Source organism: Sphingobacterium sp. GW821-FHT03E03 (assembly GCF_059420745.1).
In genome coordinates, this window is record NZ_JBWKUH010000004.1 from 88,890 (window position 1) to 106,466 (window position 17,577).

Annotated in this window: 14 protein-coding genes; 9 read left to right on the forward strand and 5 right to left on the reverse strand. The window is 40.0% G+C overall.

Features of this window, described 5'->3' with window-relative positions; all coding sequences use genetic code 11:
• Positions 1 to 121: 121 nt before the first annotated feature.
• The gene (locus tag AC07UV_RS06810; RefSeq protein WP_495183140.1) at positions 122 to 2,392 is read left to right on the forward strand and encodes a cation:proton antiporter; all 2,271 of its coding nucleotides are present in this window, start codon (positions 122 to 124) and stop codon (positions 2,390 to 2,392) included.
• A 66-nt stretch (positions 2,393 to 2,458) separates the two neighbouring features.
• Here AC07UV_RS06810 and AC07UV_RS06815 read toward each other — a convergent pair whose 3' ends face one another.
• Both AC07UV_RS06815 and AC07UV_RS06820 read right to left on the reverse strand, forming a co-directional pair.
• Complete coding sequence (locus AC07UV_RS06815; RefSeq protein ID WP_282255147.1) at positions 2,459 to 3,583, reverse strand: DEAD/DEAH box helicase; 1,125 nt, start codon at positions 3,581 to 3,583, stop codon at positions 2,459 to 2,461.
• Positions 3,584 to 3,779: 196 nt separating this feature from the next.
• The gene (locus tag AC07UV_RS06820; protein WP_077434921.1) at positions 3,780 to 3,971 is read right to left on the reverse strand and encodes a cold-shock protein; all 192 of its coding nucleotides are present in this window, start codon (positions 3,969 to 3,971) and stop codon (positions 3,780 to 3,782) included.
• Positions 3,972 to 4,341: 370 nt separating this feature from the next.
• Between AC07UV_RS06820 and AC07UV_RS06825 the strand changes: the two genes are divergently transcribed.
• On the forward strand, positions 4,342 to 5,628 hold the full coding sequence (locus AC07UV_RS06825; protein ID WP_495183141.1) for a Gfo/Idh/MocA family protein: 1,287 nt from the start codon (positions 4,342 to 4,344) through the stop codon (positions 5,626 to 5,628).
• A 179-nt stretch (positions 5,629 to 5,807) separates the two neighbouring features.
• Here AC07UV_RS06825 and AC07UV_RS06830 read toward each other — a convergent pair whose 3' ends face one another.
• Genes AC07UV_RS06830 through AC07UV_RS06840 form a run of 3 tightly spaced genes read right to left on the reverse strand, consistent with a single transcriptional unit; the run spans position 5,808 to position 7,714 of the window.
• Entirely contained in the window at positions 5,808 to 6,428 is a 621-nt protein-coding gene (locus AC07UV_RS06830) for an alpha/beta hydrolase (protein WP_495183142.1), read from the reverse strand.
• 11 nt (positions 6,429 to 6,439) lie between these two features.
• Positions 6,440 to 6,739 carry a GNAT family N-acetyltransferase gene (locus AC07UV_RS06835; protein WP_120258127.1) on the reverse strand — a complete coding sequence of 100 codons (300 nt, stop codon included), beginning with the start codon at positions 6,737 to 6,739 and terminating at the stop codon, positions 6,440 to 6,442.
• Positions 6,740 to 6,781: 42 nt separating this feature from the next.
• Positions 6,782 to 7,714, reverse strand: coding sequence for a ring-cleaving dioxygenase (locus tag AC07UV_RS06840; protein WP_495183143.1), 933 nt, complete (start codon positions 7,712 to 7,714; stop codon positions 6,782 to 6,784).
• A 412-nt stretch (positions 7,715 to 8,126) separates the two neighbouring features.
• Between AC07UV_RS06840 and AC07UV_RS06845 the strand changes: the two genes are divergently transcribed.
• The 7 genes from AC07UV_RS06845 (at position 8,127) to AC07UV_RS06875 (ending at position 17,571) form a co-directional block, all read left to right on the forward strand.
• Entirely contained in the window at positions 8,127 to 8,603 is a 477-nt protein-coding gene (locus AC07UV_RS06845) for a nuclear transport factor 2 family protein (RefSeq protein WP_495183144.1), read from the forward strand.
• Between the two features lie 112 nt (positions 8,604 to 8,715).
• Positions 8,716 to 9,540, forward strand: a complete 825-nt coding sequence (locus tag AC07UV_RS06850; protein ID WP_495183145.1) for a glycoside hydrolase family 16 protein — start codon at positions 8,716 to 8,718, stop codon at positions 9,538 to 9,540.
• Between the two features lie 143 nt (positions 9,541 to 9,683).
• On the forward strand, positions 9,684 to 10,262 hold the full coding sequence (locus tag AC07UV_RS06855; RefSeq protein ID WP_282255141.1) for a helix-turn-helix domain-containing protein: 579 nt from the start codon (positions 9,684 to 9,686) through the stop codon (positions 10,260 to 10,262).
• Between the two features lie 186 nt (positions 10,263 to 10,448).
• Positions 10,449 to 11,789: a DUF5690 family protein gene (locus tag AC07UV_RS06860; RefSeq protein ID WP_282255140.1), complete on the forward strand. Its 1,341-nt coding sequence runs from the start codon at positions 10,449 to 10,451 to the stop codon at positions 11,787 to 11,789.
• 17 nt (positions 11,790 to 11,806) lie between these two features.
• Positions 11,807 to 12,961, forward strand: coding sequence for a TIGR03364 family FAD-dependent oxidoreductase (locus tag AC07UV_RS06865; protein ID WP_495183146.1), 1,155 nt, complete (start codon positions 11,807 to 11,809; stop codon positions 12,959 to 12,961).
• Positions 12,962 to 13,295: 334 nt separating this feature from the next.
• Positions 13,296 to 17,210, forward strand: coding sequence for a response regulator (locus AC07UV_RS06870; protein ID WP_495183147.1), 3,915 nt, complete (start codon positions 13,296 to 13,298; stop codon positions 17,208 to 17,210).
• Positions 17,211 to 17,214: 4 nt separating this feature from the next.
• Entirely contained in the window at positions 17,215 to 17,571 is a 357-nt protein-coding gene (locus AC07UV_RS06875; RefSeq protein ID WP_495183148.1) for a response regulator transcription factor, read from the forward strand.
• The last annotated feature ends 6 nt before the right edge of the window (positions 17,572 to 17,577 follow it).

A 17,577-nucleotide genomic window follows, 5' to 3' on the forward strand; every position in this document is an offset into this window, starting at 1 on the left:
TTTAAAACTCATGTAGAATTCTATTTTTGTTGTAGTTATCTTCCCAAAAGTGATGCATTGACGACTTTGGGATAGACTTTTACATGCTGTTATCACCTGATGTTATTTAAAGCGAAAAAAGATGAAGAAATACAAGAATACGATTTTTTATGTGACCTTAATTGGTACGCTGCTGGTAGTGATGTACTGGGTTGTCCATTTGGGAGCACAATTGCAAAGCCAGGAGATGCTCCGTGGCGATAAGATAAGTCAGGGTGCTTGGCAGGATTTTAAATCGACCTTATTACATAGTCTTCAACATCCATTGGCTATATTGCTAGCACAGATTTTGACGATCATTATTGCTGCCCGGGTAATGGGGTGGATATGCATCAAGATTAAGCAACCCGTTGTGATAGGTGAAATGCTTGCCGGTATTATATTGGGGCCTTCTTTATTGGGACTTTATTTTCCTGAATTCTCCCATACGCTGTTTCCTGTTGAATCCCTGAGCAACCTACAGTTTCTGAGCCAGATCGGCTTAATCTTATTTATGTTTATCATCGGAATGGAGCTGGACCTTAATGTGCTGCGAAATAAAGCACACGATGCTGTGGTGATTTCACACGCGAGTATCGTTATACCGTTTACATTGGGAATTTCCTTAGCTTACTTCTTATACTCGTACCATCCACCAGCAAATGTGGAGTTTTTGTCCTATAGTTTGTTTATCGGTATTTCGATGAGCATTACTGCTTTTCCGGTCCTGGCAAGGATCGTACAGGAGCGCGGACTGCAGAAAAGTAAACTTGGGTCGATGGTCATTACCTGCGCTGCAGCCGATGATATTACAGCCTGGTGTATTTTGGCTGTGGTGATTGCGATTGTGAAGGCCGGCGATTTTGCGAGTGCTTTGTATACGATCGCGCTTGCTATTGCTTATGTACTGCTGATGATCAAAATTGTACGGCCCTTTCTGATGCGCGTGGGGGAGGTGAAGGGAACACGTGAGGGACTGAACAAACCTGTTGTTGCGATATTTTTTATCGTCCTTTTATTGTCTGCTTACGCAACCGAAGTAATCGGCATACATGCTTTGTTTGGTGCTTTTATGGCCGGAGCGATTATGCCCGAAAGCAGCCGTTTCCGTACAGCATTTATCGAAAAAATCGAAGATGTATCCACCTTATTATTATTACCGTTATTTTTCGTGTACACAGGGTTGCGTACACAGATCGGTCTATTGAATGATCCACAACTATGGATGATCACCATTGCGATTATTTTGGTTGCCGTAATCGGGAAGTTTGTCGGTAGCGCATTGGCCGCCCGCTTTGTTGGACAAAGCTGGAAGGATAGCTTGAGTATAGGTGCATTGATGAATACCAGGGGACTGATGGAACTGATTGTATTGAACATCGGTTACGATCTAGGTGTATTAAGTGCTGAGTTATTCTCTATGATGGTTGTGATGGCATTGATCACCACCTTTATGACCGGTCCTTCGTTGGACTTGATCAATTATCTATACCGTCCCAAGAAACGTTCGTTACAGGAAGAAATCCAGAATAAATCGAAATTTAAAATCCTCCTGTCATTTGCCAAAAGCAATACCGGGATTTCATTACTTCATCTCGCAGATGCGCTTACATTAAAATCAAAAAATACGGCGGAAATTACGGCATTGCATATCGAACCGTCCAATGAGCTTCATCATTATGAAGTAGAAACCCAGGAGCAGGATAGTTTTCGGGAAATAAAGCGGGTTGCACAGGATTTGGAGCAACCTATTCAGACGATTTTCAAAATTTCCAGCGACATTGACAGTGAAATTGTGCAGACCTCAAATGAACAAAGTCAAGATCTGCTGTTGTTAGGTGTCAGTGAATCCATCTATGAAGGTAGTCTTTTGGGACGCTTCCTGGATTTCACCTCACGCATTATCAATCCAGAGAAATTGTTTCATACGGTCACAAATGCCGAATCACCGTTTGCTACCTTTGACAGAAATCAACAGATCAATGCCAAAGTCAACGCGATGGTGGGAATTTTGATTGACAAAAACTTTGTCAAGGCCCGTCGTATTATTGTTCCGATACTATTGAAAAATGATGAATTCCTCTGCGCAGTCATACAGCGATTAATTCATCATTCGGACGCCCAGGTGATGGTATGGGATTTTGATCACATCTTACGTACACATGAAAGCTTTCGGGAGAAATTAAGACACCTGGAGCAACTTGTACCCAATCATTTGACGATAATGGAGGAGAAGAATCTTGATGGTGACTTATGGGCGCAGCAAGATCTGATGCTCATTAGTTTGCCTTGCTGGCATAAAATTGTCAATAAAAAGATGGACTGGCTCCATCTTACACCATCCACTTTGCTGCTTGCAGACCGAAAAAAATAAGGGATTATACAAAACGCGCCGCAACTATTTAGTTGCGGCGCGTTTTGTATATAATAAGGCTGGAAGTTATTTCCCTACCTTATTCACTTTGATTTTTAATCCGATCAATTTTTCAATATCACTTAAATAAGGTCTTTCTTCCACATCACAGAAGGAGATGGCATTACCCTCTAAACCCGCTCTACCTGTCCGACCAATGCGGTGTACGTAAGTTTCTGGTACATTCGGTAAGTCGTAATTGATGACCATAGGTAACTGTTCAATATCTATTCCGCGTGCGGCGATATCGGTAGCGATCAGAATTTTTAGACGGTTTTCTTTAAATTCACCCAATGCCTTTTGTCTTGCATTTTGTGATTTATTACCGTGAATTGCTGCAGCACGAAGGCCATTCTTTGCCAATAATTTAACAATTTTATCCGCCCCATGTTTTGTACGGGAAAATACAATCGTACGGTCTTGCTTAAATTGCTTAAGCAGGTTTGTGAGTAGTTTTATTTTCTCTTTTTTCTCTATAAAATAAACCGATTGATTTACTTTTTCAGCAGTTGAACTCACTGGAGTTACGTCTACTTCAACAGGCTTGTGGAGTATACCATGCGCAAATTTGCGGATATTGGGCGGCATCGTTGCTGAGAAAAACAGGGTCTGTCTTTTCTCTGGTACTTTCGCCAAGATCTTTTTGATATCGTGGATGAAGCCCATGTCGAGCATATTGTCAGCTTCATCAAGGATCAAGACTTCAATTTTATCCAGAAAAACCAATTTCTGATTCATCAGGTCCAATAGACGACCCGGTGTAGCAACTAAAATATCCACACCTTTTTTTATTTCTTTGACTTGTCTGTCTTGATTGACGCCGCCAAAAATGGTGCAATAATTTAGTTTAAGATGTTTGCGATATAAATTTATATTCTCACCGATCTGTATCGCAAGTTCACGTGTTGGTGTGAGGATTAAGGCGCGGATAGGCATCGTTTTACCATGTCCATTGTGCTCAGACAAACGCTGTAGCAAAGGTAAAGCGAAGGCTGCCGTCTTTCCGGTACCCGTTTGTGCGCAACCAATAAGATCCTGACCGCTTAATATAACGGGGATAGCTTTTTGTTGGATTGCAGTGGGTGTTGTATATCCTGTTTCTGAGATTGCTTTGAGAAGAGGAGAAATTAAATTGAGTTGTTTGAATTCCATTAAAATATAACTAGGAAAATAAGCTTAAACTAAAACCCTTTATGTTGTCTCAATCCTATTCAATGATTGATTAGGGGTATCGTTGTGTCGCCTGAATATGAATAAGTGTATTGAAAATAACAAGGGAAGAATACGAAAAAGAAATGGGATAAATCATTATGAATTACCCCATTAACAAGAAAGTGTATTTTTTGGATTACGCCAATTTTACGTTTGTAGCGTTGATTCCTTTTGGAGTTCTTTCTACATCATAAGTTACAACGTCGCCTTCAGATACTTGGTTCTTAAGAGCAGAAACGTGTACGAAAACGTCTGCGCTACCATCCTCTGGTGTAATAAAACCAAAACCTTTAGTTTCATTGAAAAATTTAATTTTACCTGTATTCATTATTTTTAATTAAGTCCTGCAAGGTAGGGATAATAAATGATTAATCTTTTATTTTTCGTTGAAATAACAAAGTTTTTTTTCTTTCTTAACATTTATTTAATGATAATCAACCCTCAAAGCGTATAGGGTCTGTTTTTCTATCATGTTGAAAGCCAGTTAGTGAAGTGTCTTTAATGTGGCTCTGTAACAGATGAATCTGGATGCGTATCAGGAATCAATAGAAATACGAACGAGTAGCAGATCCTCTGCTGTGATGAACATCTTGATTGGTGTTTATGTCGATATATATTTTACAATGATTTTGGTAAGGGCTTAAATTGAATTTTGTATTTTCATCGAAAACTTAAACCAAAAGCATATAAACCAACATATGATGAATAGAAAAGACTTTATCCGGACTTCCAGTATTTTAGCCGCAGCATCATTCATAGGTAAAAGTCAGGCATCCGGTCTGTTTGAGCAGCCAATTCGAGTAGGGGTGATCGGTGTTAATGGTATGGGCTGGTCTGACCTGAATGCTTTGTTAAAGCAACAAGGGGTAATCTGTACTGCACTTTGTGATGTTGATGAAAATATCTTGAACAAAAGGGTGAAAGAACTTCAGGAGAGAAATATCAAAGTGTCCAGCTATGTTGACTATAAAAAGATGTTGAGCAGTTCGGATGTGGATGCGGTGATTATCGGAACCCCTGATCATTGGCATTGCCTACAAATGATAGATGCAGTGAAGGCGAGGAAGCACGTTTATATCGAAAAGCCTATCGGTAATTCTATTCAGGAATGCCAGTTCATGCTAGCGGCTGCAAAGAAAAGTAATGCAATAGTTCAGGTAGGTCAATGGCAGCGGAGCCAACAGCATTTTAAAGATGCGATTGATTTTGTACATTCAGGTAAGCTTGGGAAAATACGTTTGGTAAAGGCCTGGTCCTACCTGGGCTGGAAAAACAGTATTCCTATTCAACCGGATGAACCTATTCCTGCGGGAGTACATTACATGGACTGGTTGGGTCCAGCTACAAAAAGACCTTTTAATAGCAATCATTTTCATTTTAATTTCAGGTGGTTTTGGGATTATGCAGGCGGTCTGATGACAGACTGGGGCGTACATATGCTCGATTATGCTTTGCTGGGTATGAAAGTCTCTGATCCAAAATCCGTTATGGCTTCGGGTGGAAAATTTGCCTTCCCGGATGATGCGGGGGAAACACCGGATACCATGACTGCTGTCTACGAGTTTGACAACTTCAATATCCAGTGGGAACATGCCAAAGGAATAGATTTAGGACCTTACAATCGTAACCATGGTGTTGCCTTTATTGGAAATAATGGAACCTTAGTCTTAAACCGTAATGGTTGGGAAGTCATACCCGAGAAGGGAAGGATGGAGGCCGTTGCATTGCGACCATCCGTCGACAATGGACTGGAGAAACATATGGCAAACTTCGTAGATGCTATTCGACAAAAAAATCCACAGCTGCTGCATGCCCCGCTAGAAGCCGGTGCACATATTGCTATTTTTTCGCAGATGGGGAATATTGCCTATAGAACCGGGCAGAAGCTGTACTGGAATAAGGAAAAACAGCATTTTAATGACGAAAAAGCAAATAAATATCTAGCCTCAGTATATCATAATGGGTATAAATACCCCAAGGTTTGATAGCTGGTGATAAGACCTGCTATCGAGGCCGCAACCAATCGAGATCCGATGGCTTTAAAAAAAATATGCTGACTTTGAGCTGTCAAAATTAACGCAGCTCAAAGTCAGCATATACATCGCTTTTACGTCAAGGGGCTAACTGATAGCCTTACTATTGATTGTGCAGCTTTTGCGGACGCCTAACGAAAGATAAACTGGTTGGCAATCGTAATCTCTTCCTGATTAATGGAATGACCGAAATTTGGATAAACGGCTAGTTTAACATTCGCATTTTGGGCCTCCAAAATTTTCACCGTAGCATTGACGCGTTCCAGCGGAACATGAAAATCTGGATCACTTGTACCGATAAATATCGGTGTTTGCATAAAATCTCCGCTATACTTGCTTAAATCTATCTCTTCGCCAATAAGTCCGCCAATAATAGCGACAGCGCCACCATAACGTTTGGCATGTTGTGCCAGAAATTCAAGTGTAAGGCAAGCTCCTTGAGAGAATCCGAAGAAATAGAGGTTTTCAGCCTTGATCCCCTTATCCAAAGCAAGTTGTATCGTATTTTCAATGACTTGAATTGCCGAACTTAACCAGGGTTCATTACTTTGCTCAGGTGCCATAAATGAATGTGGATACCAGGTGTAATTGTCGGCCTGCGGTGCCAATAGTGCGTAATCCCCCACATTCAGATAAGCAGACATGCTCAGGATATCCGTTGCATTCCCGCCACGGCCATGAATCATGATCAATGCTTTTTCTGTGTTTTCTAAACTGTGTCCAGCTGTTTTAATATTACTTGAGTGACTCATTATAGTTTTTCCTATACTGTTTTCTTAAACCATACATCGTCATAGATGTCGGGATGACGATGGAATTGCGCATTTACATAAGGACATAGTGGGACAATCTTCATGGTATTTTCCCGAGCATAAGAGACCAGTTTTTCCAACAGTATTTTTGCGAATCCTCTGCCTTCAAAGGCTTCGTCAACTTCTGTGTGGTAAACAACCAATTTTCCATCAATGATGGCTATACTCATTAGGCCAGCTTTTGTCTCATCGGAGAACAATTGAAGTTCGCCACGCTGATTCTTATCCAGTACAATTTCTGTTCTTTCCATAGTTTTACTATATTTAATAGTACTTAATTACTTACGTTGATCCTAATCTATTTTTGGTAACGATGCTTCGATCTCTGACCGATGGTTCTCGTATTGTTTTGGCAGCTTGAGTGCTGTCCCTAGACTTTCCAAAGGTTCGTCTATGGTAAATCCGGGATTGTCTGTTGCGATCTCAAACAAGACACCGCCCGGTTCACGGAAGTAAAGTGAGAAAAAGTAGTCCCGATTAATCTTTGGTGTAATATCCAAACCTGCCGACAGTACTTTTTCGCGGTAGTCCATCAGGATACTATCATCTTTTACACGAAACGCGACATGATGATTGGTGCCAGCGGCATTGCGACCAAAGGACAAATTGGGATCTGCAAGAATGTCTACGAATTTAGCGGTCTCGATACTGTCAGTAGACAATCTATAACGTCCGTTTTCTTGTCCCTGTATAGCGTAGCCCAAGATATCTGTCAAAACTCTTAGTGTGGGATCAGCTTCCTTTAGAGAAAGTGTAATATTATGGAAACCCTTTAATGCGTTTTCGTCCTTTATTTCCGCTGTAGTCCATACACTTCTATTATCCTTGGCCGAGGGCTCAATAAATTGTATTTGTAATCCATCAGGATCTGTGAATGAAATCAATTTCTCACCAAAAATTTCGTCTTCCTGAAACGCCACCTGGTGTTCTTTTAACCTGTTTTTCCAGAAGCCCAGACTTCCTTCAGGGACAGCGTAACCAATATGTGTAGCCATACCTGCGCCCTGTGTACCTTTACCAATTCCTTCCCAAGGGAAAAAGGTAAGTATAGTGCCTGGATCTCCCTGCTCATTACCGAAGTAAAAATGATAGGTGCCGGGGTCGTCAAAATTAACGGTTTTCTTTACCAAACGAAGCCCCAGTACCCCGGTGTAAAAATCAAGATTCCGTTTTGCGTTATCAGCTATCGCTGTGATATGATGCAGTCCTAATATGTTATTGTTCATGGTTGTTGTTTTTTATTTTCTTAACTGATGTAAAATTACGGCAGCTAACAAAAAAAATCATTGAACTAGATTAATAAAAACAGGAAATGAACTTTTTGTTTTAGTTTGTTGGTAACTTTTAAAAAGGAGAGGTCTTTAGGCAAAAAAAACACCTGAAGTTGGGGACTTCAGGTGTTTTTAACCTAACCAATTATTAACCTAAATTTATGAAATGTATATTTCTGAATATTATACTATTGAGGTATTTTCAATTATCATGCCATCTTTTTTATTTTTAAGAATTCATGAAGGTTGTAATTAAAACAAAATACTGCGCTAAATGTTGTTTACCTATTAACTCATAAAGGAGGGGAGAGTTGGTCATAAGTTCTTTTTTATACAAAATAGCGGTTTGAAAGCAATGAAAAAAAACATGAATTTTACTATACTGGCGGCACTACTATGTCTCCTATTTACTGGATGCCAACAAAAAAGTCAGCATGATAAATCCGGGGAAAAGGATCAGACCCAGTTAGACATCAATAAAGAGAATAAGCGGATCGTATTGGACTTCTATCAGCAGATGTTCGGTGACAAGGATCTGTCGGCAGTGGACAGATATATTGCGCCGGAATATATTCAACACAACCCTGAAGTAGCCGATGGCGCAGCCGCATTTAAAGCCGCAGCTGCAAAGTGGTTTGAGGGGCTGCCGAAAACCACAATCGATGTGCAGCGTATTGCCTCGGATGGTGATCTGGTATTTATCCATATTAAGAATAAAAAGCCTGATGGGAGTCTCAAGTCTACAATAGATATCTTCCGGTTGGAAAATGGAAAGATTGTTGAACATTGGGATGCACAACAAGATGTACCAAAAGAGTCTGCAAATGAACATCCGATGTTTTAACCAAGACTATTTTTTTATTAATTCTAGTTCCTTTTTAAAAAAGGGCTTATATTTAATACGCTATCAATAAATTGGGTAGTTTTGTAGTGACTATAGAAAATAATTAATCTAAATGAAGCGAATCTTAGGCGCAGGCCTGTTTTATATCCTTATATCAGCTTGTAGTGTTCATCACAATCCAAAGGAAAATCCACAGGTATACCTACAGAATCCAGGACGAGAAACGAAGAAATGGAAACTCGTGTGGGAAGAGAATTTTAATTCACCCAAGTTGGATACGACCAAGTGGACCCGGATTCCTGCTGGCGGGGCAGACTGGAACCGGCACATGAGTTTGGATGATGCCTGTTTTGGTTGGGAGAAAGGGGAATTGATTTTGAAAGGTATCAATAACACTGATCGGCAGAAGAACGATAAACCCTTCCTGACCGGAGGAATATGGAGTAAAGGGAAATTTGCCTTTCAATACGGGCGTATTGAAATAAGGGCGAAGTTGGGGAGTGCTCAAGGATCCTGGCCGGCAATATGGATGCTTGCGGAGTTGGATAAATATGGTCAATACCCTCGAAATGGTGAAATTGATATCATGGAGCACCTCAATTTTGATGATATTATTTATCAGACAACCCATTCGCATTACACCTTGAATTTGGGACAAAAGGATAATCCCAAGCATTCAGGCACGGCAAAAGTCAATGCTGGAGCATATAATGTCTATGGCATTAGCTGGTATCCAGATCGAATTGTATTTCAGCTCAATGGCGAGGATACATTCACTTATCCGCGAATAAGTGGTGTTGATGCATCCCAGTGGCCTTATGATCAACCTTTTTACCTGTTGATAGACCAACAGCTTGGTGGCAGTTGGGTGGGAAAAGTGGATCCAAAACAATTACCTGTCGAAATGCGGGTGGACTGGGTTAAAGTTTATCAATAACCAAACTGTGGTTACCACCTATTAATATAGCGTGTGCGCTATTTACCATTGGATTAGTGATTCAATGGTAACGAATGGATTAATTAAGTGACAAAAACTTAACATACCAACCGGGAAAATAATGTTTATTTTTGACCCCAATTATGGAAGATAATACAATATTTAAGATAAGTTATAAAATAAAAGAAATCCGCAAGGAGAAGGGGATAACGATACAGGAGGTTGCTGATAAAGCTGGTGTAAGTAAAGGGCTGATATCACAGATTGAAAACAATCGAACAATACCTTCGTTACTGGTATTGATTAATATCATTAATGCACTGGATGTCGACCTGAATGAATTCTTCAAAGACTTTAATTCCGACCTCGATGCGGGGCCAGTAGTTGTTCGAAAAAAAGATAGCTATACATCCTTTGAAAAAGAACATGCTGTTGGATTTAACTATAAACGTATTTATACCTCTGCAATGGATAGTTCTACCATGGATATTGTGCTGCTGGAATTGCTTCCTGATGCGCAGCGCCCGATGGTAGAAACAGAAGCCTATGAATATAAATATATCATCAGTGGACAAGTGGAATATGTATTTCAGGATCAAAAGATTAGATTGGAAGAAGGTGATTCCATTTTCTTTAATGGGCGATTGTCGCATACACCACGTAATGTAGGAAAGGAGAAAGCCCTTATGCTAATTGTATATTTTTTTGACAATAAACGCTAACAGCACTCCAACAGAGCATCATAGAAGCATCATTGATATAGTCAATGATGCTTTTTTTTCTACCCCCAAATATCGGTTTGATTATTTATATTTGTTTATAAATACTTAACAAAAGTTTAGTATTGTGTTAATTTCCAGAATTTACTTTTGATTGCGGACAATGAGGTCCGTCAACAACTCTAAATCATGGATTTGAACCAGCGAATAAAAAGACGTATAGCAGGATTAGATGAGCGTTCGGTGGCCATTCTACTGGCTATTACAGCATTTTTATGTTATACAAGTATGTATTCATTCCGGAAATCATTTACCGCTTCGGCTTTTGCGAATGAATCTATTTTAGGTATAGATTATAAAGTCTGTATGGTTATTATTCAGATGTTGGGTTATTTGGTTTCAAAATTCTATGGAATTAAATTTATCTCCGAAAGCAAGCAACGTCATAGAGGGCGTTACCTGATCGCATTGATCTGTATTTCATGGGCCGGTTTGTTGGCTTTTGCGCTTGTGCCTAAACCATGGAATGTGATTTTTCTTTTTATCAATGGTTTTCCGTTGGGAATGGTCTGGGGCTTGGTGTTCAGTTACCTCGAAGGACGTCGGTATACAGAAATCATGGGGGCAGTCATGTCTGTGAGTCTAATTTTTGCCTCCGGTTTTATCAAGACAGTCGGTCGTTGGTTAATGGCTACATTTCAGGTTGATGAGTTTTGGATGCCTTTTTTGACAGGAATGCTTTTTTTCTTACCCTTTATGCTTTGTGTTTGGATTTTAGAAAACGCACCGGGACCAACAGCACAAGATAAGCGTTTGCGGACCGAACGTGTGGCAATGGATGCAACGATGCGCAAACATTTTTTTAAAGTATTTATGCCGGGCATTATTTTAACCATTATTATCTATACGATGTTGACGATCTTACGTGATGTGCGGGATAATTTCGAGATAGAAATCTGGCAAATGCTGCATCTGAAAGGGGCTGGAATTTTTGCTAAAGTTGATGGAACAATAGCATTAATTGTCTTAATTTTAATAGGTTGCCTGATTATGGTAAAAGACAATCTGAAAGCATTTAAACTGATTCATTATATGATTATTTTGGGGTTTCTTACGGCTGGGATTTCCACCTATTTATTTACTATGCACTGGATCGGCGGTCTCAGTTGGATGTTATTGGTAGGTTTGGGACTTTACATGGCCTATATTCCTTATAACGCCATATTTTTTGAACGGATGATCGCAACCTATCGCATGAAAAGCAATATCGGTTTTGTCATGTATATGGCCGACTCAGTTGGCTATTTAGGAAGCTTTTTGATTTTAATGAATAAAGAATTTTTACCAAATTCAGTCACCTGGGGAGCCTATTTTATCCAGCTGGTCTATCTTGCTTCTATTATAGGCGCTATTCTGGCGATCTTTTCGCTCGTTTATTTCGTTCGTAAGAAAGAGCAGATGAAAACGAAAAAAGGTGATGAATTGGTTCAGCCCTGGCAGGCATCCAGTGGCGAAGTACAAATAAGTTAACGCTAATATTTTTAAGAATGAAAACAAATACATACGATTTAATTATTGTTGGAGGGGGTATCCTGGGAACTTTTCATGCGTATCACGCATTGAAAAAAGGATTGCGTGTACTCCAGCTTGAAAAAGATAATTTTCCTGTAGGATCTACTGTACGCAACTTTGGTCAGGTTGTTCCATCAGGAATGGCGGGCGAGTGGTTTGATTATGGTGTAAGGGGATTGGAAATATATCAATCCATTCAGCAGGAAATGAATATTTCCATTCGGAAGAATGGCAGTATTTATATCGCTTCGGATGCAGACGAGGTACAGGTTATTCACGAACTGTCAGCACATTATCAGACGAAAGGTTATGATCATGCGCTCTGGTCCCAAGAACAAGTTCTGGCAAAATATCCTGCCTTGAATGCTGATTACGTCAAAGAGGCTATTGTTTTTGAGCAGGAACTGAGTGCTGAGCCCGAAACAATGATTCGTCAGCTGCATATTTTTATGCAAGCAAAATTTGAAAAGTATACGCTGAAATATGACACAACAGTTATCGCTTGTGAAGATGACAATGCACTGGCACGTTTAACGACAAGCAGTCTGGATGTATTCGAGGGAGCGAAAATCATTATTTGTAATGGTTACGAATTTAAGATACTGTATCGCTCTTTGTTTGATGATAGTGGTTTAGAAATCAGTAAACTGCAAATGATGCGTACCAAGCCTTTGCATCAGATCCAGTTGCCAGGAAATATCCTGACGGGATTAACGATTCGCCGTTATGAAAGTTTTGAAGAATACTGTCCATCATTCGGCGCTATTCCTGTACCCGAGCATTATGATGAATTGCGGAAATATGGAATACATATTTTATTTAAACAGGCTACTGATGGTAGTATTATTGTCGGAGATTCCCATGAATATGCTGCTGGCAATCGATTAGATGAATTGGGCTTTGCGGTTGATACCTATATCAATGAACTCATGATTGCCGAAGCAAACCGTATTATTCCGATGCAAAAAGATTGGATTGCCTCTTCCTGGTCGGGCTTCTATTCACAACATAAAGATCATATCCTTGAAGTTGATATCAGTCCACGTATCCATGTGCGCACTGGTATAGGCGGTAAAGGAATGACTGCGAGTGCTGGATATGCTGAGCAAAGTATTGAGAAGCTGTTTTAAGAATATCATTTTTTGAATAAAAGAGGTCTGCTAGAAATAGTAGACCTCTTGTCTTTATACAGGTCTTGTGTTTCTATCTGAAGTTCATATAGGACGAAAAAATAGTTAGACAGAAGCATGGATTGATATTTTTAGAAAATTAATTATTAAGAATTTTTAATAGCAGTTTACAGTTGTTTTTAGCAGATTTTCTATAATCTAAGCCAACAACTTGGGGATATTATTGTTGTTTAAGATAGCGTAATTCAATGATATTTCTTTATTGGTTATGTGTTCAACAATGTTTTTATTAACTTCACAGGCATAATAAACCAGAAATAACGAACAGCAGTATATGGCAAACCAAAATTTCCCTGAAAATGAATGGCGAAGGATTGAGAAATTAAAATCCTATGAGTTAATGGGGTTAGGGAAAGACCCTGAACTGGATGTATTTGCGCAGGCAGCTTGTCTGATTACCGATTGTCCCGCTGCTTTGATTGCTATGATGGAAGAGAAAACACAACGTATACAAAGTTGTGTAGGCATGGAACTGGATACCGTCGAAAGAAAAAATACGGTTTGCCAATATACGATCTCGAGTAAGGAGCTGCTTGTCATTGAGGATACCTTTGAAGATCCGCGTTCATCCTCTAATCCGTTGATTCGGGAGGGTAATATTCGTTTTTATGCGGGAGTACCATTGATGGATGACGATGGAGATGTATTGGGAACCATTTGTGTGATAGATTTTCAACCCAAGTCACTTTCTGAAAAGCAGCGACATTTATTGGAAGAGCTGGGAAGGGGCGTGACCAAAATTCTCCTTGGAAAGAAAAGAAAGCGACAGGCTGGATATTTCTCTGAAATCTTCCAATTGACAAATAACGTCATTTGTGTATTGGATGAAAGTTGTCAAATCAAAGATGTCAACCCTGCTTTTACCAGCGTATTGGAGGTCTCAAGGTTAGATAGTATTGGAAAATCCCTTTTTAAATTATTGCGGGATGACACAAAGACCTTAGCTTCTGATTTAAAACAGCTAGTGGGTGCGGACTATGGGATTCAATCCACATCATCGACACCTATCGCAGATGGAAGTGAGGTGATTATAGAATGGCATTTTAAATATGATGCTATCAATCATGAAATTCTAGCCTTTGGTCGAAATGTCACAAAAGAAAGGCAGGAAAAATTAAAGCTAGAAAATTCAGAGCGTCGTTTCCGTAGCTTTTTTGAAAATGCAATTGGCTTGATGAGCATGCATGATATGGATGGTAATATTCTCGCTGTCAATGAAAAAGGTAGGTCCGTGTTGAAGTATGAACAACGGGAGGTCAAATCACTCAATCTAAAGAGATTGGTCCCACCACATCATGTGGGATTGGTGGAGGACTACCTAAAACGTATCGCTCAAAATAAAGAGGATTCCGCCATGATGGTGCTGCAAACAAAAGATGGTGAAAATATTTCCTGGCTTTATCATAATATGGTCGAATTGGATGAAGAGGGCAAACCCTATGTGGTCAGTACAGCATTGAATATGACCGATCGCATGCGTCTGGAGAACGATCTACTGCATACCAAACAGATCCTCGAACAGACCAATGCTGTTGCTCAAGTCGGCGGGTGGGAAGTAAACCTCGCGGAAAATAAGGTATATTGGTCCGATTCAACGAAATTAATCCATGGTGTTGATCCACATTTTACACCGGATTTTGAACATGCCATTGGTTTTTATGAGCCCGAAAGCCAAATAGCGCTGCGACATATATTCGAAGAATCGATCCGTAGCAGAAAACCTTATGATACCGAACTGCGCCTGTTAAAACAGAATGGAGAAACAATCTGGGTCAGGGTAAAAGGAATTCCGGAATTTGAGAATGATGTCTGTAAACGGGTATTTGGCATTATCCAGGATATTGATAAGAGTAAATCGCTGTATCTGGAATTGGAACGTAAAGAATCTATGTTGCGTGCCTTTGTAAATTATGTGCCTGCTTCGGTGGCAATGTTTGATCTAGATTTCAATTATGTATCGTTGAGCAACCAATGGATTGAAGACTTTCATAAAGATGAAAGTCAACTGCTCCATAAGAACCTGTTTGAACTTTTTCCGGATATTCCGGACCAACGGAAAAAAATCTATCAGGATGCATTGCAAGGAATCCCTTATAAGAATATAGACGAAGTCATCCAGGTTGGCGGAATAGCCGAACCACAGCACTTCAACTGGGAAGTACGGCCTTGGCATCTAACAGATGGTAGCATTGGCGGGATTATTATTTTCACGCAAAATATCACAGAATCTGTCCAAATAAATGAGGAATTAAAACATGCAAAAAAAATGGCGGATTTGGCAAGTAAAGCCAAGTCGGAGTTCTTAGCCAATATGAGTCACGAAATCCGGACACCATTAAATGGTGTGATCGGGTTCTCAGATTTATTATTGAAAACTCCGCTGAATGATACGCAAATGCAATATTTGGGCTATATCAATGAATCTGGTAACAGTCTATTAAATATCATCAACGACATTCTGGATTTTTCGAAGATAGAGTCTGGAAAACTGGAGCTGTTTGTCGATAAATATAATGTATATGATATTGCGAATCAGGTGATCAATGTCGTATTATACCAAGCTCAGCGAAAAGAAGTTGAATTGCTTTTGAATATCGAGCAAGGATTGCCGGCTTTTATATGGGTTGACGAAGCGCGTATTAAACAAGTTCTTATTAATTTATTGGGCAACGCCGTTAAGTTTACCGAAAAAGGGGAGATCGAGTTTAAAATAAGCCAGCTTCATCATCATAGCGATAAGTTAAACCTACGTTTTGAAGTTCGCGATACCGGAATTGGAATTCCTTTGGAAAAACAGCAACGTATTTTCGATGCTTTTACGCAGGAGGACAGTTCTGTCAGCAAGCGATATGGCGGCACTGGGCTTGGACTGACCATCTCCAATAATTTATTAAAGTATATGGGAAGCAAACTGAATTTGACCAGCCAACTGGGAGAAGGATCTACGTTCTACTTTGATATTGAAGTCTCCTGTGAAGCGATGGAGCAGGAAGATGGTGATCTACCCTTAAATCGAGTGCTTGTGGTGGATGATAATGCCAACAACCGTGTCATCCTGCAACACATGCTGGCTTATAAACAGGTTGAGTCTGTGTTGGCGGAAAATGGTATGGAGGCATTGCAGTTACTGATGAAAGGGGAGCGCTTCGATGTGATCTTGATGGATTATCATATGCCTATTTTATCCGGGCTTGAAACCATTGAAAAGATTAAAGAACTGTTTCGGCAACAGGGAGAGGGGATCCCGTTGATTGTCTTACATACATCCTCTGAAGAGCACGAAGTAATTTCCGCGTTTAGACAGGAAGAACGTTCTTTTTGCCTACTAAAGCCGATTAAATCGGATGAGCTGTATCAAACCTTGCGCAGAGCAATCCAACAAAATAAAGAAGAAACAGGACAAGCAAAGTCAAATCTATCCCTGCCCACAGATGTCTATGGTAAAGGAATTCAGGTTTTGTTGGCCGATGACAATGCGGTCAACATGGCATTGAATGTAAGAATGATGGCCAGTATTATGCCGGACGCAATTTTAACAGAAGTGTCAAATGGTGCCGAGGCAATTCAGGCATGTGAGAAAGTAAATTTTGATCTTATTCTGCTGGATGTGCAGATGCCAGAGGTTGACGGTATCGAAGCGACGAAACAGATCCGTCAGATGAAACACTATCAAAATACGCCAATTATCGGTATCACTGCTGGTAATGTTTCGGGTGAAAAAGAACGCTGTTTAGGTGCTGGAATGTCTGACTTTTTAGCTAAACCTATCCGCCAACAGGATTTGTTTAATGCCTTGCATCAGGCTATGTTATCTATGGATTCTTCTGAACAATCGGAGACCGAGGCGACAGATTTGGTGACACACTTAGATGTACAGCGTCTGCATGAACAGGCGGGTGATGATCCCGCATTTTTATCCTTTTTCCTCGACTTGGTCATCAAAGAAATTTCAGCATCGAGGGCGCAGATTGCAGATGCAAAAAAAGAAAACGATCTGAAGCTTATCAAGGAGCTATTGCATAAATTGAAAGGAACTTCATCGACTGCTGGACTTATTAAGCTGGCTCAACTAACAAAAGAGCTGGAGGCCAGCATTTCCGTTGATACCGATCTGTCAAAAGCCTTTACTACTATCGAAGCAGAAATGGAGATCGGCTTGGATTTGATTACAAAAATTTTAAATAAATAAGAGTATGTTGATTTTAATTGCCGAAGACGACGAGTTAATTTTGCGCACCGTAGAACACAAATTAGTAAAGGAAGGACACGAAGTTGTTTTGACCAGAAATGGTCAGGAAGCTATTGAAAAGATCGAAGAATCGGAATTTGATCTGGTCGTGACCGATATTATGATGCCATTTGCTTCAGGGATCGAAATTCTTTCTGCGATAAAACGTATTGGAAAGAAAGTTCCAGTCATTGTGCTGTCAAGCATGGGGCAGGAGGAAGTTGTTGTAGAGGCCTTCGACCTTGGTGCTTCAGATTTTATGGTTAAACCATTTAGTCCAAACGAGCTTATCCTGAGAATAAAACGCTTAACAAATAAATAGACTTAG